At 69.3% G+C, this 21,984-nt stretch carries 17 protein-coding genes and 1 pseudogene; 9 read left to right on the forward strand and 9 right to left on the reverse strand.

Annotated elements, in window-relative coordinates; genetic code table 11:
- The first annotated feature begins 32 nt into the window (after positions 1-32).
- On the forward strand, positions 33-1,271 hold the full coding sequence (locus HXX10_RS17230) for a DUF1015 family protein (RefSeq protein WP_296524021.1): 1,239 nt from the start codon (positions 33-35) through the stop codon (positions 1,269-1,271).
- A 63-nt stretch (positions 1,272-1,334) separates the two neighbouring features.
- Here the strand turns inward: HXX10_RS17230 and HXX10_RS17235 are convergent, their stop codons facing one another.
- Positions 1,335-2,045, reverse strand: coding sequence for a helix-turn-helix transcriptional regulator (locus HXX10_RS17235; protein ID WP_296524022.1), 711 nt, complete (start codon positions 2,043-2,045; stop codon positions 1,335-1,337).
- 173 nt (positions 2,046-2,218) lie between these two features.
- On the opposite strand from HXX10_RS17235, the gene HXX10_RS17240 reads away from it, so the two are divergent.
- On the forward strand, positions 2,219-3,478 hold the full coding sequence (locus HXX10_RS17240; RefSeq protein ID WP_296524023.1) for an MFS transporter: 1,260 nt from the start codon (positions 2,219-2,221) through the stop codon (positions 3,476-3,478).
- A gap of 139 nt (positions 3,479-3,617) precedes the next feature.
- On the forward strand, positions 3,618-4,520 hold the full coding sequence (gene serB, locus HXX10_RS17245; RefSeq protein WP_296524024.1) for a phosphoserine phosphatase SerB: 903 nt from the start codon (positions 3,618-3,620) through the stop codon (positions 4,518-4,520).
- Positions 4,521-4,719: 199 nt separating this feature from the next.
- Here serB and HXX10_RS17250 read toward each other — a convergent pair whose 3' ends face one another.
- Positions 4,720-8,190 (reverse strand): DUF3971 domain-containing protein, encoded by a 3,471-nt coding sequence (locus HXX10_RS17250; RefSeq protein ID WP_296524025.1) that lies wholly within the window; start codon positions 8,188-8,190, stop codon positions 4,720-4,722.
- Between the two features lie 532 nt (positions 8,191-8,722).
- Between HXX10_RS17250 and bcp the strand changes: the two are divergent.
- A pseudogene (gene bcp / locus HXX10_RS17255) lies at positions 8,723-9,181 on the forward strand (thioredoxin-dependent thiol peroxidase); the annotation flags it as partial.
- Between the two features lie 161 nt (positions 9,182-9,342).
- Positions 9,343-10,899 carry a peptidoglycan DD-metalloendopeptidase family protein gene (locus HXX10_RS17260; protein WP_367141992.1) on the forward strand — a complete coding sequence of 519 codons (1,557 nt, stop codon included), beginning with the start codon at positions 9,343-9,345 and terminating at the stop codon, positions 10,897-10,899.
- Between the two features lie 409 nt (positions 10,900-11,308).
- Here the strand turns inward: HXX10_RS17260 and HXX10_RS29000 are convergent, their stop codons facing one another.
- A complete protein-coding gene (locus HXX10_RS29000; RefSeq protein ID WP_367141993.1) occupies positions 11,309-11,554 on the reverse strand; it encodes an EF-hand domain-containing protein in 246 nt (81 codons plus the stop codon).
- Between HXX10_RS29000 and HXX10_RS17270 the strand changes: the two genes are divergently transcribed.
- Positions 11,469-11,972 carry a hypothetical protein gene (locus HXX10_RS17270; RefSeq protein WP_296524027.1) on the forward strand — a complete coding sequence of 168 codons (504 nt, stop codon included), beginning with the start codon at positions 11,469-11,471 and terminating at the stop codon, positions 11,970-11,972. The genes HXX10_RS29000 and HXX10_RS17270 overlap by 86 nt on opposite strands.
- A gap of 436 nt (positions 11,973-12,408) precedes the next feature.
- Here the strand turns inward: HXX10_RS17270 and prfB are convergent.
- Positions 12,409-13,540, reverse strand: a protein-coding gene (prfB, locus tag HXX10_RS17275) for a peptide chain release factor 2 (protein WP_296524028.1) whose coding sequence is annotated in 2 segments (ribosomal slippage) — positions 12,409-13,470 and positions 13,472-13,540 — 1,131 coding nt in all. Because the reading frame shifts where the segments join, the coding sequence is not laid out codon by codon here.
- A 411-nt stretch (positions 13,541-13,951) separates the two neighbouring features.
- On the opposite strand from prfB, the gene HXX10_RS17280 reads away from it, so the two are divergent.
- Positions 13,952-14,116 (forward strand): hypothetical protein, encoded by a 165-nt coding sequence (locus tag HXX10_RS17280; RefSeq protein ID WP_296524029.1) that lies wholly within the window; start codon positions 13,952-13,954, stop codon positions 14,114-14,116.
- A gap of 42 nt (positions 14,117-14,158) precedes the next feature.
- Here HXX10_RS17280 and HXX10_RS17285 read toward each other — a convergent pair whose 3' ends face one another.
- Entirely contained in the window at positions 14,159-14,314 is a 156-nt protein-coding gene (locus HXX10_RS17285) for a hypothetical protein (protein WP_296524030.1), read from the reverse strand.
- 572 nt (positions 14,315-14,886) lie between these two features.
- Between HXX10_RS17285 and HXX10_RS17290 the strand changes: the two genes are divergently transcribed.
- Together HXX10_RS17290 and HXX10_RS17295 are read left to right on the forward strand one after the other, a co-directional pair.
- Positions 14,887-15,051, forward strand: coding sequence for a hypothetical protein (locus HXX10_RS17290; RefSeq protein ID WP_296524032.1), 165 nt, complete (start codon positions 14,887-14,889; stop codon positions 15,049-15,051).
- Between the two features lie 259 nt (positions 15,052-15,310).
- On the forward strand, positions 15,311-15,457 hold the full coding sequence (locus HXX10_RS17295; protein WP_296524033.1) for a hypothetical protein: 147 nt from the start codon (positions 15,311-15,313) through the stop codon (positions 15,455-15,457).
- 205 nt (positions 15,458-15,662) lie between these two features.
- On the opposite strand, the gene HXX10_RS17300 is transcribed toward HXX10_RS17295, so the two are convergent.
- The 4 genes from HXX10_RS17300 to HXX10_RS17315 all read right to left on the reverse strand — a co-directional run bounded on the left by HXX10_RS17300 (position 15,663) and on the right by HXX10_RS17315 (position 21,831).
- Positions 15,663-18,131 carry a penicillin-binding protein 1A gene (locus HXX10_RS17300; RefSeq protein ID WP_296524034.1) on the reverse strand — a complete coding sequence of 823 codons (2,469 nt, stop codon included), beginning with the start codon at positions 18,129-18,131 and terminating at the stop codon, positions 15,663-15,665.
- A gap of 289 nt (positions 18,132-18,420) precedes the next feature.
- Positions 18,421-19,359: a 3-keto-5-aminohexanoate cleavage protein gene (locus HXX10_RS17305; protein WP_296524035.1), complete on the reverse strand. Its 939-nt coding sequence runs from the start codon at positions 19,357-19,359 to the stop codon at positions 18,421-18,423.
- Complete coding sequence (locus HXX10_RS17310; RefSeq protein WP_296524036.1) at positions 19,356-20,426, reverse strand: 2-dehydropantoate 2-reductase; 1,071 nt, start codon at positions 20,424-20,426, stop codon at positions 19,356-19,358. Before HXX10_RS17310 ends, HXX10_RS17305 begins: the two co-directional genes overlap by 4 nt.
- Positions 20,427-20,571: 145 nt before the next feature.
- On the reverse strand, positions 20,572-21,831 hold the full coding sequence (locus HXX10_RS17315) for an MFS transporter (protein ID WP_296524037.1): 1,260 nt from the start codon (positions 21,829-21,831) through the stop codon (positions 20,572-20,574).
- Positions 21,832-21,984: the final 153 nt, after the last annotated feature.

Genomic DNA, 21,984 nt, shown 5'->3' on the forward strand with positions numbered 1-21,984 from the left:
CGAAAAACCATCCCTGCCGCGGAGTCGGTCCTGTGACCCTGGTTCAGCCTTTTCGTGCCCTGCGTCCCGGCCCGGGACGCGCCGCCGAGGTTCTGGCGCCCCCCTACGACGTGCTGTCCAGCGACGAGGCGCGGCTGCGCGCCCGCGCCAAGCCGTGGAGCTTCCTGCACATCTCCAAGCCGGAGATCGACCTCGACCCGGCCATCGACCCGCACGATCCGGCCGTCTACGCCAAGGGGCGCGAAAACCTCGACCGCATGGTCGCCGAAGGCGTGCTGATCCGCGACGCCACGCCCGGCTACTACGTCTACCGGCTGACCTGGCGCGACCGGGTGCAGACCGGCCTCGCCGTCGCCGCCTCGGTCGCCGACTACGAGAGCAACCGCATCCGCAAGCACGAGCTGACCACGCCGGTCAAGGAGGACGACCGCGTCCACCAGATCGAGGCCGTCAACGCCCAGACCGGCCCGGTGATGCTCGCCTACCGGGACGCGCCCGGGCTCGACGCGCTGCTGGCCCAGGTCACCGAGACGAGGGGCGCCGTCGACGTCACGGCCGACGACGGCGTGCGCCACGAGATGTGGGTGGTGGACGGGCCCGAGACCGTCGCCCAGCTCACCCGCATGATCGAAGCCCTGCCGGCCCTCTATATCGCCGACGGCCATCACCGCTCGGCAGCGGCAGCGCGGGTCGCGGCGGCGCGCGGGGGCCCCGCCGCGCACGGGGGCGCGGGGTCGCACGACCATTTCCTCGCCGTGATGTTCCCCGATCACCAGATGACCATCCTGGACTACAACCGGCTGATGAAGGACCTCGACGGCCGCACGCCGGCGGAGCTGCTCGCGGCGCTCGGCGAGCGGTTCGAGGTGACGCTGGCGGATGGCCCGGTGCGGCCGGCGGCGCCGAACGCGTTCGGCTTGTTCGTCGACGGTACCTGGTACGCGCTGACGCTGCATCCGGAGTTCGTCCCGGCGGACGACCCGGTCGGGCGACTGCCGATCACGCTCTTGAGCAAGAACGCCATCGAGCCGCTGTTCGGCATCACCGACCAGCGCCGCGACAAGCGCATCGACTTCGTCGGCGGCGGCCGCGGCGTCGAGGAGCTTTCGCGACGCGTCACGGCCGGCGACGCCGCCGCGGCGTTCTCGCTCTACCCGACCCAGATGGTGGATCTCATGGCGGTCGCCGACGCCGGCGAGATCATGCCGCCCAAGTCCACCTGGTTCGAGCCCAAGCTGGCCGACGGCATGGTCAGCCACGTGCTGGATTGAGGCAGCAAATCCGCGGCGGCGCCGGGACCCGCTCCGATCGACGCCGCACGATCGGGGCCCGATCTATTCGATCCGTGCGCCGAAGGTCTCGCGGAAGATGCGCTCGCCGGCCGGCGTGACCAGCACGGCGCGGGTGTCGTCGCGCCGGCGGGTCCATCCGTTTCGCATGCTTTGCGTGCAGATCGCGGCGCCGACGGCGCCGGCGAGGTGCGGTCGCCGCTCGCTCCAATCGAGGCAGGGCCGGCACAGCACGCGTCCCGACCGCAGCGTGCGTCGCTGCAGCATCGGTCCGGTGTCGATCCCGATCTCGCCCAGGAAGGCGATCCCGGACTCGGTGAGGAGGCCGGCATCGCTCGTCAGCTCGACATGGCCGCGCTCCACCAGGGCGTCGGCCAAGGCGACGCCGAGCCGCCCGGCGAAGTGGTCGTAACAGGCGCGGGCCTTCCGCAGCGCCGGATCCCGCGGGCCGACGATCGGCCGCTGCCGGTCGGGATCGAGTTCGGCGGCAACCTGCATGATGGTCTCGAGCATGTGCGCCACCGACGGCGTGGCGAGCCGGTGATACCGGTGCCGCCCCTGCTTCTCGACACTCAACAAACCGCCCGCCGTCATCCGGCTGAGATGACCGCTCGCCGTCTGCGGCGTGATTCCGGCCACCCGCGCCAGTTCGGCGGCCGTGAGCGCCCGGCCGTCCATCAACGCGAACAGCATGCTGGCCCGCGCGGGATCCCCCGACAGGGTGGCGAGCTCGGCAAATCGTGCGTTGCTGGTCATGATCTCCATCCTCGCTCGGACGGCCATTCTGTGCCGGCCCCCGGCGCGATGCTACGGCCGGCGCCGTAACGTTCGGACGGCATCCGCTCCAGTGTACCTCCACCGGTCGACGGCGGCATGCCGCAACGCGAGAGCCCGCGGCGACCCCGACGGACAAGACGGCGGAGCGCGCAGTGACGACACGCGAACAGAAAAGCCTGTTCTTCGGCTGGCGGGTGGTCGCCGCCGTGTTCATCCTCGCCATGTTCGGCTGGGGGGTCGGGTTCTACGGCCCGCCCGTCTACCTGCATGTGGTCCGCGAAACGCGGGGGTGGTCGCTGGCGCTCATCTCCGCCGCAGTCACCACCCATTTCCTGTTCGGCGCGGTCGTGATCGCCAATCTCCCGACGCTGTACCGACGGTTCGGCCTGCCCGCGGTGACTAAGGCCGGCACCGTGGCGCTCGCGGCCGGCGTGATCGGCTGGGCCGCGGCGGCCGAGCCGTGGCAGCTCTTTCTCGCGACGCTGCTCAGCGGCGGCGGCTGGGTCACCATGGGGGCAGCCGCCGTCAATGCGATCGTCGCGCCGTGGTTCGTGCGGACAAGGCCGGCGGCCCTGGCGATGGCCTACAACGGATCGAGCGTCGGCGGCGTGGTGTTCTCGCCGCTCTGGGTCGCGATGATCGGAGTCGTCGGCTTCGCCTGCGCCGCGACCGTCGTCGGGCTGGTGATGATCGTCACCATCTGGGTGCTCGCAGATCGGTTCTACGCCGCTAGTCCCGACCGCATGGGCTTGTCCGCCGACGGCGATGCCCCCGAAGCGAAAGCCGCATCGATCGCCTCGCCGCCGACGTACCCGCTCACGCATCGCGGCTTGTGGCGCGATCGCCGCTTCGTCACGCTGGCGGCCGGCATGGCGCTCGGCCTGTTCGCCCAGATCGGCCTACTGGCGCATCTGTTCTCGCTGCTGGTCCCGCCGCTCGGCGCCTCGGCCGCCGGCCTCGCGACCGGTGCCGCCACGGCTGCGGCCGTGGCGGGCCGTACAATGGTCGGATGGCTGATGCCGGCCGGCGCCGATCGCCGGCTGGTCGCCTGCGCGAGCCATGGGGTGCAGATCGCCGGATCGCTCGCATTGCTCGGCGCGGCCGGCGACCACATGCCCCTGCTTCTCCTCGGCGTCGTATTGTTCGGTGCCGGCATCGGCAATGTGACGTCGCTGCCGCCCCTCGTCGCCCAGGTCGAATTCGCCGCCGAGGACGCGCCGCGCGTCGTCGCCCTGATGGTCGCCATCGGCCAGGGCGCCTATGCGTTCGCGCCCGCGGTCTTCGGGCTGATCCGGGAGTTCGGCCCGCCGCTGGGCGCCACGGCGCCCGGAGCGGCGCCGTGTCTCTTCATCGCCGCGGCGCTCGTCCAGTCGGCCGCCGTCGTCGCCTTCCTGGCCGGTCGGCGTCGGTAGCGCGGACCTCGCCGGCCTGCTGGCCGACGGCATGGAGCGCCCGGCCGCCGTCGGTAGCCTGAAACCTGCGGCATTGGCGCCGTGCGGTTTTGCGGCTATGCAGGCCGGCCGGTTTCCGAGGTCCCGAGTTGCCCGTCGCATGACCCACGTCGCCACCCTGATCGCCGATCCCGCACGGCCCGTCCTCGATGACGCCGCGGCGGCGATCGCCCGGACGATCCTGCCTTCGCCCGGCACGCCCGACTGGCTGGCGCCCGCGGTCGCGGTCGATCTGCCGTTCACGCCGCGCGGGCCGCTCGACGAGCGCGCGCTCGCCGCGCGGCTGCGCACCGCTCTGGCGCCGCGGCCGATCGACGTCGTCGTGCAGGCCGTGGCGGAGCGCCGCAAGCGGCTGCTGGTGGCCGACATGGACTCGACCATGATCCAGCAGGAATGCATCGACGAGATCGCCGACATGATCGGCCGCAAGGCGCACGTGGCCGCCATCACGGAGCGGGCGATGCGCGGCGAGATCGCCTTCGAGCCGGCGCTCACCGAGCGCGTCGCACTCTTGGCCGGCCTGCCCGTGAGCCTGATCGACGAGGTGATCGAGACCCGCATCACGCTCACTCCCGGCGCCCGCGCGCTGGTGCGGACCATGGCGGCGCACGGCGCCCGCACCTGCCTGGTGTCGGGCGGCTTCACGCTGTTCACGGCGCGGGTGGCGGCGCTGATCGGCTTCCACGAGCATGTCGGCAACGTGCTGGAGATCGGCCCCGACAAGCGCCTCACCGGCCGCGTCGTACCGCCGCTGATCGGGCGCGAGGCCAAGCGCACCACCCTGCACGATCGCCGCGAGGCGCTGCGGCTGGCCCAGCACGACACGCTGGTGGTCGGCGACGGCGCCAACGACCTCGCCATGATCGACGAGGCCGGCCTCGGCGTCGCCTACCACGCCAAGCCCGCCGTGGCGGCAGCCGCCGACGCCCGCATCGACCACGGCGACCTCGGGGCGCTGCTCTATGCGCAGGGGTTTCGCGCCGGCGAGTTCGTGAACGGGTGAGCCCGGACACGGTCGATCAGGTCACGGTCATTCCGGGGCGCACCGAAGGTGCGAACCTGGAATCCAACCAGGAATTCCGAGCGCGTCGCTGGATTCCGGGTCCGGCGCCCCGAAGTCGGCTGCTGCCGACTTCAGCACCATGCGATGCCGATCCCGGGTAGACCCGGGATCGGTGCGCCGTCCCGGAATGACCGTCCGATCACTGAATGCTGGAGCGGACGTCCGGGGTGCGCTCGGCGCCCGTCAGCGTGCTGGGGAACTCGAAGAACTTGCGCAGCACGCCGGGCGCCACGGCCGAGATCGGGTTGACCCGCAGGATCGGCGCGCCGGGCGAGCCGACCACCTCGTAGGTGACGCCGAGCAGGCCTTCCTTGTCGCCGCCGCCCAGGAACAGGCCGACGATCGGGATCTGGCCGAAGGCGTTGTTCAGCCCGTAGAGCGGCACGAAGGTGCCGCGCAGGCGCACCTCGTTGGCGGCGTAGTCGATCGCGCCCTCGAGCGTGGCCCCGACCATCGGGCCGCGCACGACGCCGTCGCGGATCATCAGGCGGCCCGCGCCCTTGCTGAAATCCACCCGCATGCGGCTGAACTCGACGCCGGGATTCTGCGAGCCCGCCGCCCCCGAGGCGGCGACCCGGTCGAGCGAAGGCTCGCCCCGTACCGTGAAGTCGCGGACGTTGAGCAGGCCCTCCTTCGGGCGCTGGTCGGCGCTCGGCGGATCCATGGCGACCCACATCTGGCCGCCGAACATGCGGGCATAGGTGTCGGTGAAGCGGAATGCCGCGCCGGCGTCCTTGCTCTCCAGATAGACCACTTGGCCGCCGCCGCCGACCCGGCCGCGCAGGTCGCCGATCAGGGTCGCCTCGGCGCCGATCTTGGCGGAGAGGTTGAAGGACTCGAGCTTGCCGCCGCGGCGCAGGAGCTTGAGGTCGACGGCCCGCAGCGCCTCGCCGTTGAAGCCGGCCAGCGCACCGATCTTCATGTCGATGTCGACGTCGGCATTGGCGGACGGGCGTTTCTGGTCGGCCGACGAGCCGCCCATCACGGATTTGACGAAGGCCCGCCCGTCATAGACGTCGCCCCGCAGGGTGATCTTGACGATTCCGTCCTGGCCGCGCTCGGCCTTCAGGGTCGCCTTGTCGCCGTCCGACAGGCCGAACACCGGGAACGAGGCGGCGAGGAAGTCGCCGTTGCCGTCGATCTCGACGCCACCCTTCACCGAGGCGCCCGAGCCCTCGATGACGACGTCCTCGAAGCGCGCCGCCTTGCCGCGCCCCACATAGGTGAACACCGCGCGGGCCGGCTTGCCGGCCGGCTTCACCCAGCTCGGCAGCAGATTGTCGATGCGGGTCTGGGTCAGGTCGGATTCGACGACCAGGCGGTTGTCCTGGTCGGGATTGGTCGCCATCCGGCCGGCGAGCTTGATCGCGATCGGACCGCTCACGGCGGGGCCCGCATCGAAGCCGAGCTTGGTGCGGGCGGCATCGTCCATGGTGGCCTGCAGACGCAACTCGGCATCCTCGTCGCCGCGCGTCTTGCGGAGCTCGATCGCGGCCGGCACGCCGCCGACCCGCACGTCGCCCTTCACCTGGTAGCCCTGCTGATTGGCGTTGATGCGCAGGGTCTGCGCCTCGATCTTCTGCGACAGCGCGAACTTGTCGACGGCGAAATTGGTGACGTCGGCCACCACCGTGTAGTTGAACGTGCCGGGCGGCGGATCGGATTCGATCGTCGTCGCCACCGTCACCTGGGCGCTCACGGTGCCGCGGCAATTGTTGGGATCGAGCGGCACGCCGGCAGCGTCGCGGATGTGGTCGAGCGCCAGGAACTCGGCCGCCGCCGGGGCCGGGCCGTCGACCCGGGCCCGCACCCGCGCCGGCGGCTTCGGCCCGTGCGAATCCGGCACCTCGAACAGGCCGTTGGTGACCGTCATGCGCCGCCCGGACGGCAGCTCGGCGACGCCGCGCCCGAGCGCGACGGCGATCTGGCGGCCGCGCACCCGCATCACCAGATCGGACTCGCGGATGGGCGGCAATGCCTCCATCAGCTTGATCTGGGTGCCGTTGGTGACGATCTCGATCGACAGGCCGTCGTCCGGCACCGGCGGGCCGCCGGCCCGCAGCGTCGACAGCGGTGCGTTGGTGGCGATCTCGATGCGGTCGAGTGCGCCGCCCGTCATGTTGTCCATCACCCATTCGCGCACCGGCGGGTTCACGAAGGGCGGCCAGATGCGCTTGAACGACGTCGCCGACATGTTGCGCGCCGCCATGCCGACGACGATGCGCGGATCGCTGGTGGCGAGATCGAAGAAGCCCGACATGGCGATGGCGACGTCGCCGCCGGCGGCCTCGCCGTGCAGGACGTCGAGCCGGCGCGACATCGGATCGAAACGACCGCGGATCAGGAGCCGGTTGATCAGCAGCGGCGTCTCGCCCTGAGCGGCCGAGCCCATCACGACGCTGCCGCCGCGCAGACCGACGTCCCACGGCTGGCCGGGATCGGCCGGCGGCTCCGCCTGGGCGACCAGCGTCATCCTGGTGGTGCCGGAGACGAGCTGGAACGGCGTGACGATCATGCCGCGACTGGCGTCCCATTCGAGGCTCGCCTCGAAGCGGTCGACCGTCACGCGATTGAGGGCGTCGCCGACCTCGCCGATCATGCCGGGACCGGCGAGCAGGCGCCCGGTGGCGAACTGCGGCGTGCCGTCGGCGGCGATCTCGGCGCGCAGGCTGGCGGAGATCGGCAGGTCGGACTCGACGCCGCCGTCGAGCCGCAGCGCCATCAGGATGTCGCGCACCGACACCTTGCGGGCCTCGATGCGCACGACGCGCGAGCCCTGCTGGGTCGCCTTGACGGCCCCCACCACCACCCAGGGCCGCTCGGGGTCCTGCGAGCCGAGCGTCACCGAGAGCTCGCCCGGCTGCGGCCGCGTCATGGTGAGGTGGATGTTCTCGAAGCGCGACTGACGGCCGCTGCGCTGATCGTCGACCACCAGATTGCCGCTCTTCAGGCCGACCTCGGTGAGGGCGCCGCCGTCGAGCCCGAGGCTGCCGAGGCTGTCGACCCAGGCCAGCAGGGCGGCAAAATTCTGCCCGGCGCTGCGGGCCGGCGCTGCGGAGCCGGACGGCATCGACGCGGTCGGCTCCGAATCGGCCTTGAGGCCGATCGGCGCCGTGCCGGCCGAGGCCAGCACGGGCGAGGTGGCGATCGGGCGCTTGTCGGCGCCGGCGAAGATCGTGACGGTGCCGTCGGTCTCGACCCGCAGCGCGATCTCGGCGCCGACCAGGCTGATGCTCTCGACCCGCGGCCGCCCGGTCATCAGCGCCGCGACAGTCAGGCCGGCCTCGGCCTTGGGGGCGGTCGCCACCACGGTGCCGTCGGTGTCGCGCACCACGATGTCGCGCACCCGCACGGCCATGCGGCGATTCTCGTCGAGCTCGATGACGGTGCCACCGATCTCGACCTTGTAGCGATTGCCGAGATTTTCGGTGATCGCGGCGGTGAGCCACGGGGTCGCCATGTCGAGCGGGATCGGCCCGACGGACAGACGCCACCACAAGCCGCCGATCAGCAGGGCGATGGCGGCCAACGGCAAGCCGGTGGCCAGCAGGCAGATGCGCACCGGGCGGCGCCCGAGCGCATGCGCCACGGCCTGACGAAGGTGCCACACGGCCGTCTGAACATCGATGCGGTGAGGGCGGTCGGCCCGGCCATGCGCGGTGCCATGCCCGCGGGCGCGACGCGGGCCGGACCGGTGAGCCCCTGCTCTCGGTCCGAGCGTCGTCAGAGCCGCCTCGCGGAGCGACGACAGGCCGACACGCAGGCGGCGACCGAAACGCGGCAGGGCAGACAGGGCAGACGACAGGGCCGAAAGGCGAGGCGCAGCACACGCGCGGGGCGCATCGGACGGCGTCGGCTCGCGGCAGGCGCGCGTCGACGCAACCCGGGCGGCCTCCGCACATTTGTGCAGATGAAGGCTCGCCTCCAGGCTGCGCAGGGCAGCCAGTTTCGGACTCAGTTCCTTGTCCGTCATGCGTTCTGGACGGCCCCGTTCCCTGCCCGCACAATGCCCCCGTATGCGATCCGGTGAGGCGGGCACTAGGCCCGGCACATCCATCGATCTAACAGGGACTTATTACCCATACCCCAGGCTCCGAGAGAGCGCCGGGAAAGCGTCGAAAGGAAGGCATATGCCAATGAAACTGCGCGACGGCGACCCTGCTCCGGAGTTCCGCTTACCCCGTGACGGTGGCGGCGAGGTGTCGCTCGCCGACTATCGCGGCCGCAAGCTGGTCTTGTATTTCTACCCGAAGGCCGACACCCCCGGTTGCACCCGCGAATCCCAGGCATTTTCGGCCGCCCGCGAAAAGTTCGCAAAGGCAGGCGCCGACATTCTCGGGGTATCTGCCGATCCGGTGAAGAAGCAGGACGCCTTCGTGAAGAAGCACGACCTGAAAATCCCGCTCGGCTCCGACGAGACCCACAAGATGCTCGAGGCGTATGGGGTGTGGGGTGAAAAGTCCATGTACGGCAAGACCTTCATGGGAATCACCCGGGCCACTGTGCTGATCGGGCCGGACGGTCGGATCGCCCGCGTCTGGCCCTCCGTCAAGGTCGACGGCCATGCCGACGAGGTTTTGGCAGCCGTGAAGGCGATTTAGCAGGCGAGGGCCGCACCACCCGGCACCGCACGTCCCGGCCGGGTCGAGTCCCGGAACGAAGGTCATGGAAAGCAGATTCGTTCGGAAAATCTTTACCATGCGGTGATTTCATTCACGCCTCGGAGCGGCCGGCGCGACCGCACGGCCGGCAGGGAGCGTGAATGTCTCATCGGCCCAACAACGATCACGGGCAGCGTGACCGGCCGATGCACGAGCATCCCGCGGCGGCCGACCGGGCCACCGAGGTGCCGCCGCGTCCCGTCCATCCGCACGCCGTCCGCCACGCCGCCGAGCCCCAGTTCGACCACCGGGCCGAGCACCGCGGCGATCATCATGCCGATCATCGTTACGGCCACCATGTCGGCCTCGACGAGCGGCGGCCCCGGCCCGAGGACGAGCCCCGCCGCCCGCGGCCGCCCGCCCGGCCGCCGGCCCAGGCGGCAGCCAGGCCATCGGCCCAAGGGACGACCAAAACGCCGCGCCGCGCCTTCACGTTCGGCTATGCGGGCCGGCAGGTGCGGCTCGGCCCGGTCGCCTTCTGGACCGTGGTCGGCAGCCTGGTGATCATGGCCGGCTGGTCGGCCGTCACGGCCAGTTATTTCGCCTTTCACGACGACGTCATCACCCGGATGATCGCCCGCCAGACGGACCTCGAGGCCGCCTATGAGGACCGCATCGCCGAGATGCGGGCCCAGGTCGACCGGGTGACGACCCGCCAGCTCCTCGACCAGGAGCAGTTCGAGCAGAAGCTCGAGCAGGTGATTCGCCGCCAGAGCGTGCTGGAGAACCGCGCCACCGCGCTCGGCGGCATCGGCACGCAGGAGACCACCGGCTCGATCAAGCCGCCCGGCCGCAACGTCCCGGCCGAGCCCGTGGCCCCGGTGGCGGCGCAGCCCAAGGCCTCGCCGATCAGCGACACCGTGATCTTCAAGGCCCCACCCGACCGCCAGGCGCGGCTCGAATCGCGCCAGCCGCCGACCGCGCTCGCCGCCGCCGCGAGCCGCAACGTCCTTCCGGGCCTCGAAGGCAAGATCGCGCGGCTCAACGGCGCGCTCGACCGCATCGAGACCCGCCAGGTGGCGTCGCTCGCATCGCTCGAGGAGAGCTATGACGGGCGGGCCCGCCGCATCCGCGCGATGCTCTCCGACCTCGGGCTCGAGCGCACCGCGCCGGCCGAGAGCAATGTCGGCGGCCCGTTCGTGCCGGTGCGGCTCGCCTCGGTGGCCTCGACCTTCGAGCGCCAGGTCCACCGGGTCCGCCTCGCCCGCGCCCAGGCCGAGCGCCTGACCCGCACCCTGGTCTCGATCCCGATCAGGAAGCCGGTCGCCGGCGACGTCGATTTCAGCTCCACGTTCGGGGTGCGGCTCGACCCGTTCATCGGCCGCCCCGCCATGCATACCGGGCTCGATTTCCGCGGCGCCACGGGCGAGCCGATCCGCGTCACCGCCAACGGCACCGTGACGTCGGCCGGCTGGAGCGGCGGCTACGGCCGGATGATCGAGGTCGACCACGGCAACGGCCTGTCGACCCGCTACGGCCATCTCTCCGAGATCCTGGTGCAGCCGGGCCAGAGCGTGAAGATCGGCCAGGTGATCGGCCGGCTCGGCTCCACCGGCCGCTCGACCGGCCCGCATCTGCACTACGAGACGCGCGTCTCCGGCGACGCCATCGACCCGCAGAAGTTCCTTCGCGCCGGACTGCGGATGGGCGCGCTCTAGGCGCGTCCGGTCATCATCGTCTGCATCGTCTGCCGACGACGCGCCGCGGCGGCATCCCGCGACGGCATCGAAACCTCCATCCTCGAACGCTCCCGGACAGCGCAAAGCGCTCGGCTCCCGATCACAAAAAATCGTCCCCGCGGTGGCGCTACGGGATGCACAGATCTCGTTTTGTCGAGACCATCTGGTGGTACGACAAAAAGAGCGCCTTCCCCACCGTCGTCATCGCCGGGCTTGACCCGGCGATCCATCATCCTGCGAACAAAGCATTTTTGCGAAAATCGATGGATGCGCGGGTCGAGCCCGCGCATGACGCTCTCATGCATGGCAAGCGATGTGTGCATCCCGTAGCGCGGTGGCGGGGACGAGCGCGAGGAGAAGCCCGGCCTGTGGTCGAAGCGCCGCCGGCTCACGCCGTGATCGAGACGCTTCGCTGCTCGTTGGAGCCCGAGAACATCGACGAGGCGAGCGTGTCGAACATCGATTTGAGGCTCTTGGCCAGCTCCGCCTGGCTGACCGAGCCGTCGCTGTCGCTGTCGAGCGAGGACACCACCGAGTCGGCCTGATCGGTGGTTCCGCCGCTGCTGGTCGCCAGGCTCTCCATCTCGCTCTTGGAGATCGAGCCGTCGCCGTCGGTGTCGATGGAGCTGAACAGCTTGTCGAGCGGATTGCTGCCCGACGTGCCCGACGTCGAGCTCGACGAGGTGGCGCTGCCGATCGCCGACACAGAGGAGCCGGCCGCGGACGACGCGCTCGAAGCGCCCGACGAATCGCCGGAGACCTGCTGCATCATCATCAGCAGCATCATCATGTCGCTGCCGAGCCCGTTGCCCGATCCCGACGACGAGGATGACGACGAGGACGACGACGAGTCGTCGTCGGGCGGCGGCGGGGGCGGCATGAAGCTGCCGGACGTGCCGGACGTGCCGGAGGTCGACGAGCTGGAGCTCGTCGAGCTGGACGACGTCGACGAGGTCGACGAGCTGCTGCTCGTCTGCAGAAGCTTCATCAGTGACCAGAGGCTCGACGAATCCGACGAGCTGACGGCGGAAGTGGACATCCCGTCCTCCTGACGCGCGCGGCGGCGGCCCGGGCCCCGGCGATGCGTCGCCCCGAACCGCATGCGTCGCGTCGCATGCGCTTGTACCGAAGCTTATACGGACGAGAGTCGGCGTTCCGGCAGGATCTTGTGGGGGTGCGCCTGAGAGGGCGGCGCTGCGCTTCACCTCTTCGCAGCAGCGCGCTTTGGAGAGTTCGTCATTCCGGGTCCGCGCGCGTAAGCGCGCGGACCCGGAATCCATACCCCCGGTGCCGATTGCTCTCGGGACACAGGGGTTATGGATTCCGGGCTCGCGAACCTTCGGTTCGCGCCCCGGAATGACGATCTCTGCAAAGCTCCCTCAGGGCGAGGGTACTGGCGCTCAACGCTGCTCCGAGCCCTGAACCGAACGGCCAGGGTCCAATCCCCTGCCGGATTGGACCGCATTCGGCCGAGCAGCGCCCTCACGATCAATCCACGTCCTCGATCTCGCCCGGCTCGCCGCCGAAGGCTTTTTGGGCGAGCGTCGCCTCCATGAAGCGGTCGAGGTCGCCGTCGAGCACGCCGCCGGTGTCGGAGGTCGTCAGGCCGGTGCGCAGATCCTTGACCATCTGGTAGGGCTGCAACACGTAGGAGCGGATCTGGTGGCCCCAGCCGATGTCGGACTTCGCCTCGAAATCGGCGGCGGCCGCCGCCTCCCGTTTCTTCAGCTCGATCTCGTAGAGGCGGGCGCGCAGCATGTTCCAGGCGGTGGCGCGGTTCTTGTGCTGCGAGCGCTCGGCCTGGCAGACCACCGCGACCCCGCTGGCGATGTGGGTGATGCGCACCGCCGACTCGGTCTTGTTGACGTGCTGGCCGCCGGCGCCTTGCGACCGCATGGTATCGATGCGCACGTCGGCTTCCTTGACGTCGATGACGATGCGGTCGTCGATCACCGGATAGACGTCGACGCTGGCGAAGCTCGTGTGCCGGCGGGCGTTCGAATCGAACGGCGAGATGCGCACCAGGCGATGGACGCCGCGCTCGGTCTTCAGCCAGCCATAGGCGTTGTGGCCCTTGACCTGGATGGTGGCCGACTTGATGCCGGCCTCCTCGCCCTCGGTCTCCTCCAGATACTCGATCTTGAAGCCATGCTGCTCGGCCCAGCGGGTGTACATGCGCAGCAGCATGTTGGCCCAGTCCTGGCTCTCGGTGCCGCCGGCGCCGGCATGCACCTCGAGATAGGTGTCGTTCTGATCGGCCTCGCCCGAGAGCAGCGCCTCGAGCTGGCGGCGCTCGACCTCGGCCTTGAGCTTCTTCAGCGTCGCCTCGGCCTCGGCGATGACCCCCTGGTCGCTCTCGGCCTCGCCGAGCTCGATCATCGTGACCTGGTCGTCGACCTCCTGCTCGATCCGGCCGATCGCCGTCAGGCTGTCCTCGAGGCCGGTGCGCTCCTGCATCAGGCGCTGGGCCTTCTGCGGATCGTTCCAGAGGTTCGGATCCTCGGCGAGCTTGTTCAGCTCCGCAAGTCGCGCGCGTGCCTTGTCGAAGTCAAAGATGCCTCCTCAGCAGCCCGACCGACTGCTTGATCTCCTCGAGGACCGACTGGGTTTCCGCACGCATCCTGGATTCACCTCGGGGCCGTCCGCCCCACGCTTCCGACGGGCCGACGGGCCCGATCTCGCGTCCGCATGTAGCGGTCCGGGCAGGCGCGCGCAACCGCCGCCGACCGCCGGCCGCGCCGCGAGGCGGTCCCGGCCGGGCTCGCCCGCGGTCCAGTCCGACCAGATTGACGGCTTCGTATTAATCGCCAGGCAAGGCTAGATCGTTTTTCCCCATGACCTAGCCTGCAGGTCGCCCCCGGGACGGCTTTTCTCAACGGTCCGTTTACGGAGCCGGAGAAGAGTGTCCTCACCGAGATACCACTCGGGACCGCGGCGGCCGGGACGATCCGAATCACGCTGCGGCAGCAACAACAACGAGCGGTCGACCCCCGGGCCCCGTGCCCGGTTCGGCCAAACAGGGACCCGTCCGATGCTGCAAGCCACCGTCGACGACACCGCCGATCTCGACACGACCGAGCTCCACGATCCGACTGCCGCGGCGCTGCCGGCGGTCTCCGCCCTCGCGGACATGGTCACCGACATCCGCCGCATGCGCAGCGACGCCCAGCGCCGCTATTGCTTCATGGATCTCTGAATGGACATCTGACCCGGCGGCTGCCGGCCGGACTCCGCCGGCTCAGTCGAGCAGCATGGCGGCGGTCCACAGGCCGCCGCTGACCAGGAAGACCGACAGGCGGGGGGTGGCCATCAGGGTCGAGGCGAGCAGCGCCGTCGTCAGGGCGGCGGCCCAGCCGGCGAGAAGAACGAGCAATCGCGCCCAGATGAACCCCATGCGGTGCTCCCAGCGTCTCGCCCCCGCCGTATTTCCGCGTCCGTCGTACCGCGCCCGCCTCACCGCACCCGGACGCCCGGTCCGCATCGACGGTCCCCATCAGTGGGGTGCCCTGCCGTCGCGGCGCACCATCACAATACATGCATGACGCTATTCGTGCATGACGCTCCCGGCTGCGCAACGCACAAGCGCGGGAGCGGCAGGCCTGAGACCCGCCGGCTGCGAGGCGGACCTGGCAATCAACGGGCCGCGGTGTAGGCACGACCCCTCGCCAGCGGGTCTCCGGGTCGCCGCCCGTCCGCGGTCGCTGATCCGCCAGCAGACGTGCAACCGCGCAGACCGGTGCCAGGCCACCTGCCTCCACACGCCAAGGACTCTCCATTCATTCTTTCGTTCGAAACCGTCGAAATAACCAGTCATTTCGCATCGCAACCGATATTTGATCAATAAGATCGCATCGAAGGGGTTGTCACGAGTGCGCCGCAATATCATGTTGATGATCTTGCGAACGATAAAATGGAAACGTCGAATCAGGGCTTCACGCAAAGACCGTCATATCACCAGGTGAAACAATGATTCGTGCTTCGACCCCCGACGCCACCCCGACCGTGCCGCCCCGCCGGAAGTCCCTTCTGGGTCTGACCCTCGCCGGTTTCGGCTCTGCCGTGGACATCATCCGCGAGGCCCATCGGCTGCGGATGGAGGCGATGGAGCGCTATCCCTTCGTCGATAGCTGAGCGCCCGCCCGGCGTCACGCCGGCGATCCGAACAGGCAAACAAGCCCCGGCCACCCGGCCGGGGCTCGTTTTGTTGCGGACCGCGTGGCGATCGGCGGTCCGGTGTGCGGCCTGCTCGAGCGGCCCCGGCTGTGACGGTGCGGCACAGATCGATGTCCGGAAAACCACTTATTCTGATGCCGTCGAAGCGCAATATCAGGCAGGACACGGCGATGAAGCGAAACGCCGATCATAATTTCGTCGACCAGGACACTGAATCATGAATCTCGAAACCCCGATCGAACTCTCGACCGCACCGGCCGGCAACTCCTTCGTGCGCGCGCTGCGCTCGGTCGCCGACGTCTTCCGCGAGACCAAGCGTCTGCGCAGCGAGGCTGCGGCCCGCTACCCGTTCCTGCAGGTCTGAGCCTGCCGCACTCTGCCCGGGCCCCCGTCCCGGGTTGCTCCACCCCCGTGAGCCAAAAAGCCCCCGCCGATCGCCGGCGGGGGCTTTTTGCTTTTGACAGGCTCGCACGGGCGACGCCAAGCGTGCCGGGGGCGATACCAGGGAACCCGATGCGGGGCGGCGCCCTCGGAAAAAGAGACCGCAGGCGGCGGGAACGACCGAGAGGTCAGTACAGCCCACCCGTGCCGGTGCGCACGGCGCGGTCGACCTCGGGGGTCACGCCGATCGGCTGGCCGTCCGGCCCGAGCGTGCCGACCATGGTTGCGCTGTCGGCCGGCGCCGTGCCGGGCTTGTAGGCCTCCAGGATCGCCTTCTGGGTGCCGGGGCCGGCGCGGGTGCCGGACTGGGCGTCGATGCGGATCAGCTTGATGCCGGGCGGCACCCGGAACGGCACCGGGGCCTTGTCGGCGAGCGCCACCTTGAGGAAGTCGCGCGCCACCGGGGCGGCGAGGTGGCCGCCCGAGGCGCCCCGGCCGATATGGCGCGGCTTGTCGTAGCCGAGATAGACGCCGACCGCGATCTCCGGCGTGAAGCCGACGAACCACACGTCCTTCTCGTCGTTGGTGGTGCCGGTCTTGCCGGCCACCGGCTTGCCGACGGCCGCGACCGTGTTGCCGGTGCCGCGCTGGACGACGCCCTCCATGATCGAGGTGATCTGGTAGGCCGTCATCGGGTCGAGCACCTGCTCACGGCGGTCGATCAGGCCGGGCTCGGCCTGGTTCTGCCAGCCGTCGGCGTCGCAGCCGCGGCATTCGCGCTGGTCGTGCTTGTAGATGGTCTTGCCGGTGCGGTCCTGGATGCGGTCGATCAGGGTCGGGGTGATGCGGCGGCCGCCATTGGCGATCATCGAATAGGCCGTGGTCATCCGCATCACGGTCGTCTCGCCGGCGCCGAGCGCGTAGGACAGATAGGGCGGCATGTTGTCGTAGATGCCGAACCGCTTGGCGTATTCGGCGATCAGCGGCATGCCGACGTCCTGGGCGAGCCGCACCGTCATGACGTTGCGCGACTGCTCGATGCCGAACCGCAGGGTCTGCGGACCGTAATACTTGCCGGTCGAGTAGTTCTCCGGCCGCCACACGCCGATGCCGGGGCCCTGGTCGATCTCGATCGGCGCGTCCATGACGATGGTCGAGGGCGTGTAGCCGTTGTCGAGGGCGGCCGAGTAGACCAGCGGCTTGATCGACGAGCCGGGCTGGCGCATCGCCTGGGTGGCGCGGTCGAACTGGCTCTGGTCGAACGAGAAGCCGCCGACCAGTGCGAGCACGCGGCCCGTCACCGGGTCCATCACCACCATGGCGCCGGAAATTTCGGGGAGCTGGCGCAGCCGGTACTGGCCGTTGCTGCCGGCGATCGGCTCGACATAGACGACGTCGCCCGGCTCGAGCACCTGCGAGGCCTTGGCGACCACCTTGCCCTTGTTGGGGCCGGCGAGCGGCTTCGCCCATTTCAGCCCGTCGAGCGGGACGATGCCGACCAGCCGGTCGCGCGACACCGCGCCGCCCGGCTCACGGGCCGGCTGCAGGCCGACCCGCGCCGTCTGGTCCGAGGTCTCCAGCACCACGGCGAGCCGCCAGGGTGCGACGTCGTTGAGCGCCCGCACGTCGGCGAGCCGCACGCCCCAGTCGCCCGCGGCGTCGAGCCTGGTGACCGGGCCGCGCCACCCTTGCGTCTCGTCGAAGCGCACCAGCGCGTCCGTGAAGGCCTTGCGGGCCATCACCTGCAGCTTGGGATCCAGCGTCGTGCGGATCGACAGGCCACCCTCGTAGAGGCGCTTCTCGCCGAACTTTTCCGAGATCTCGCGGCGCACCTCCTCGGCGAAATACTCACCCGCGAAGATGTGGGCGCCGGTCGGCCGCGGCGTCACGTTGAGCGGCTCCTTGCGGGCGGCTTCGGCTTCCGCCGGCGTGATCCACTCGTTCTCGCGCAGGCGGTCGATGACGTAGTTGCGGCGCTCGACGGCGCGCTCGCGCTGGCGGAACGGATGGAGCTGCGAGGGCGCCTTCGGCAGCGCCGCCAGATAGGCCGCCTCGGCGATCGAGAGATCGTTGACCGACTTGTCGAAGTAGAGGAGCGAGGCGGCCGCGACGCCGTAGGCCGAGAAGCCGAGATAGATCTCGTTGAGATAGAGCTCGAGGATGCGGTCCTTCGAGTAGGTGCGCTCGATCTTGAGGGCGAGCAGCGCCTCCTTGATCTTGCGGTCGAACGACACCTCGTTGGTGAGCAGGAAGTTCTTGGCCACCTGCTGCGTGATGGTCGAGGCGCCCTGCGGCCGCCGGTTCGACCCGAGATTCTGGGCGAACAGCACGCCGGCGCGGGCGATGCCGGTGAAGTCGAGGCCGCCGTGCTCGTAGAAGTTCTTGTCCTCGGCCGCCAGGAAGGCGTTGATCACCCGCTTGGGGATCGCCTGGATGGGCAGATAGAGCCTGCGCTCGCGGGCATATTCGGCGAGCAGCGCGCCGTCGACCGCGTGGACGCGGGTCATCACCGGCGGCTCGTATTCCTGGAGCTGGGTGTAGTCGGGCAGGTCCTTGGAGAAATGCCAGATCAGTCCGGCGGCAGCCGCGATCCCGACCAGGAACAGGATCGTTCCGATCGTGAACAGGAAGCCGAAGAACCGCAGGATCAGTCTCATCGCCCCATTCCCCGCAATGGCGCACCGCTCCGGATCGCCCGGTCCCCCGGCCCGACCCGAGTATCGCTGCCGCCCGGCCTCCCCCGGCCGGCGCTCCAGGTCGATCCCCGGCCGCACGGCCTTCTGCCCGGGCGCAGGTCCGCGCCGGCGTGCCGATCGTCCGTCCGCGTTGGTCGCCCGGTTTTATGGTCAAACTGAGGCTTCGGCCAGTGGGGTCGGCCAGGGAGTCGGGGGCCCCGGCCGCGGTTTCGGCCGCGGCGTGGCCCCGATCGAGGCTCCGAACAGGCGCTCAGGCGGCGACGGTCCAGCCTACCCCTGCCCGGCCCTTGAGGCCCAGGCTCCGGCGGGCCTCGTCCGGGGTGGCGATCTCCAGGCTCAGCTCCGTGGCGATGCGGATGATCGCCGCGACCTGCTCGGCGCTGCTCTGTGCCAGCCGACCGGGGCCGAGATAGAGATTGTCCTCCAGGCCGACCCGGACATTGCCGCCGAGCGCCATGGCGACGCAGGTCAGCGGAAGCTGCGCCCGTCCGGCCGCGCAGCACGACCACACGAAATTCTCGGCGCCGAGCGTTTTTCGCGCGGTCTCCACCATGAAGACGAGGTTTTCGGGGGTCGCCGGGATGCCGCCCAAAATGCCCAGCACGAACTGGATGTAGAGCGGCGCCTTCAACACGCCGGTGTCGAGCAGGTACTTGACGTTGTTGATCATGCCGACGTCGTAGATCTCCAGCTCCGGCTTGGTGCCGGCCGCGTGCATCGCCTTGGTGAAGACCTTGATGCTGCGGAACGTGTTGGGGAAGATCAAGTCCTCGGTCGACTGCAGATAGGGGATCTCCCACTCGTGCAGCGGCGTCTTGATCTTGTCGGCGAGCGGATGGATCGCGAAGTTCATCGAGCCGGCGTTGAGCGAGGCCAGCTCGGGCCGCAGCACGCCGATCGGCTTGACCCGCTCCTCCGGGCTCATGCCGAGGCCGCCCCCGGTGGTGACGCAGATGGCGGCGTCGCATCTGTCGTGGATAGCGGCGGCGATCTGCCGAAACAGCGCGACGTCGCTCGACGGGCGGCCGTCCTTCGGATCGCGGGCATGGATATGCACGACGGCAGCGCCGGCGTGGGCGGCGCCCACGGCCTGCTCGACGATCGCGTCGGGCGTGCTGGGGAGATATGGCGACAGGCTGGGGACATGGACGCCCCCGGTGATCGCCGCCGTGACGATCAGCTTGCTCATGGCGCTGTTTCCCTGTGATGCACCGCGGTCTGCGATTCGACTCGGCCCAGGCACGTCCTCATGCGGTCCAGGTTGTCGCTGAAATCCGGCAGCGTCTTCGTCGCCTCGGCTTCCGTGACCAGCCCGACGACGAAATCATTGCACGGCGTCTTCACGCCGGCGGCTCTCCCCTTCTGGCACACGTACCCGTTGATCTGGTTGATTTCCGTCTTCCGGCCCTTCTCCAGATCCTGGAGCATGCTGGCTTTCAGCTTGGCGTGACGGGACCAGACGCGACGATAGAACGGCATCTTGCCGTCGACCGTTTCTCCCGGCTCGAGCTCCAGGAGCTCCATGTCCTCACCCTGCATTTCGGCGAGGCGTATTCCGTGAGCCCGGGCCACCTTGATCGTCTCGTCGGCGACATGCGACAGGAACCCCATCGCGTCGCGGTTCTCCAGAACATCGCCGAACGTGCAGCCCAGCGCCGCCGACACCCCGCTGAACGTCGCGTTCATCAGAAGCTTCGACCAGCGGATGGGCATCAGATTGTCGACGACCTGACAGCCGCCGACCGCCGACAGGGCCTCTTGGACCCTGCGGAGCCTCGGGGTCAGGCGGCCGTCAATCTCGCCGATGTCGAATCCGAAGCTCTGCAGCGCCTCCAGCGTGGAGGTCAGCATCGAGACGCCCGGCTCGCGCCACGTCGCCCCGAACCCGACGGTTCCGCCGATCGTGCGCGCGATGCCGACACGCGATGCCACCGATTCCTCCGGAATGCCGTTCTGCAGCGTGCACACGGTGCTATCGGGTCCGAGATGCGGCAGCAGCGCCGCCAGCGCCGAGTCGTTGTAAGTCTGCTTCGTCAATAGGAATACGATGTCGTACAGGCCCTCCATTTGTGGGGGCAAAATCGCTCGCACCGGGACCGTGATGTCGAGGAACCCGGTGATCCGCGCGCCTTTGGTATTCAGGGCTTCGACGTTCTTCTCGTCGACGTCGATCAGGACGACGTCCTGTCCGCTCCTGGTGATCAGCGCGCCGACCACGATCCCCAGAGAACCGGCTCCCATCACCGCCATTGTCATCGCCGTTCTCCCACCCGCGTCGGGGTCATCTCCTGCTCGTTCGGATCGGTGAACAGCACCCGTTCGGGACGCCGCTCCCCGCCTTCCTTCCGGCAGGCCCTGGATGTCTCCAGGAAACCCGCCGAAAGGCCCGCGAGTCCGCGGCTCAGCTCACCGCCGGCGCCTGGGCTTTTGTCGAGGCGAAATGCACTTTCTTTCCGGCCCTGACGGTCTCAGGCAGGAAGACGAGTGCGATGATGCCGATGAGGTTGAACACCATGGTCGCGCCCAGGCCGAAGGACAGGCCGTAGCCTTGCGCGAGAAGGCCGATGATGAACGGCGACGACATCGATACCGCACGGCCGACATTGAAGCAGAAGGCGGTCCCGGCGGCGCGCGCCTCGGTCGGGAACAGTTCCGAGATGTAGGCGCCGAACGGACCGAAGACGCCGTAGGTGTTGAAGGCGAAGATCGGCCCGAACCAGAACAGCATGTCCTCGCTCGGCAGCATCACATAAATGAGCGTCGAGACGATCGCCGCGCCGAAGCCGACCTGCAAGGCGAGGCGTCGTCCATGGCGGTCGGCGAGCCATCCGTAGAACTGATAGCCGAGGAAGCCGCCGACGTTCAGGAGCAGCAGGAAGCCACCCGACTTGACGATCGTGAGACCGCGGACGGACGCCAGGTAGGACGGCAGCCATGTGCCGGCGCCCCAATAGGCCATCAGCGCACCGGTCGTGAAGATGCTGCACCACAGCGTATTGCGCAGGAGACCGGGCGAGAACAGCGCCGCCAGCGGGAATGGCGTAGCCTCCTTGGCCCGACCGCGCGCTTCCTTCGCCTTCACCCATTCCTCGGGCTCCGGCACGGTCAGGCGGATCAGGATCGCGGCCAGCGCCGGAAGAACGCCGACCAGGAACATCCCGCGCCAGCCGTAGGTCGGGCCGACCAGCATGAACGCCAGGGAGGCGAGGCCGTAGCCCACCGGCCAGCCGGAGTGGACCAGGCTGGTGATCTTGGCGCGGTGCCTGTCGGGCCAATACTCCGACACGAGGGCCGCCCCGACCGCCCATTCGCCGCCGAGCCCGATGCCGGTGAAAAAGCGTGCGACGCACAGTTGCTCGTAGCTTTGCATGAAGGCGCAGACGCCCGTGAAGACGCTGTACCACAGCATCGTCAGCATCAGCATGCGGACGCGGCCGTAGTAGTCGGCGAGCACGCCGACGATGATCCCGCCGATGGCGGCGCCTGCCAGTGTCAGCGTCGCCAGCAGGCCGAGCTGCGGCAGCGACAGGCCGAACTCGGCGCCGATCAGCGGGAGCAGCAGCGCCAGCATCATCCAGTCCATCGCGTCGAGCGCCCAACCGGACACCGACGCCGCCAAGCTCAGCCATTGATTCTTCGTGAACCCATCCTCGGGCGCCATGAGCTCCCCTCCCGGTTGTTTGCTGCCGCTGGCGACAAGCCCCCGCGCACAGCACGAGACGCGCTCCCCTCCGTCGCAAGCGGCGGTGGGCAGTTTCAGGACGTTGCGCGCCGGCGGGTCTGACTGTCGTCCGACGACGCGCGTCTCGGGGGT

Origin of the sequence: Rhodoplanes sp., from assembly GCF_013377085.1 — a bacterium.
Taxonomy (GTDB): Bacteria; Pseudomonadota; Alphaproteobacteria; order Rhizobiales; family Xanthobacteraceae; genus Rhodoplanes.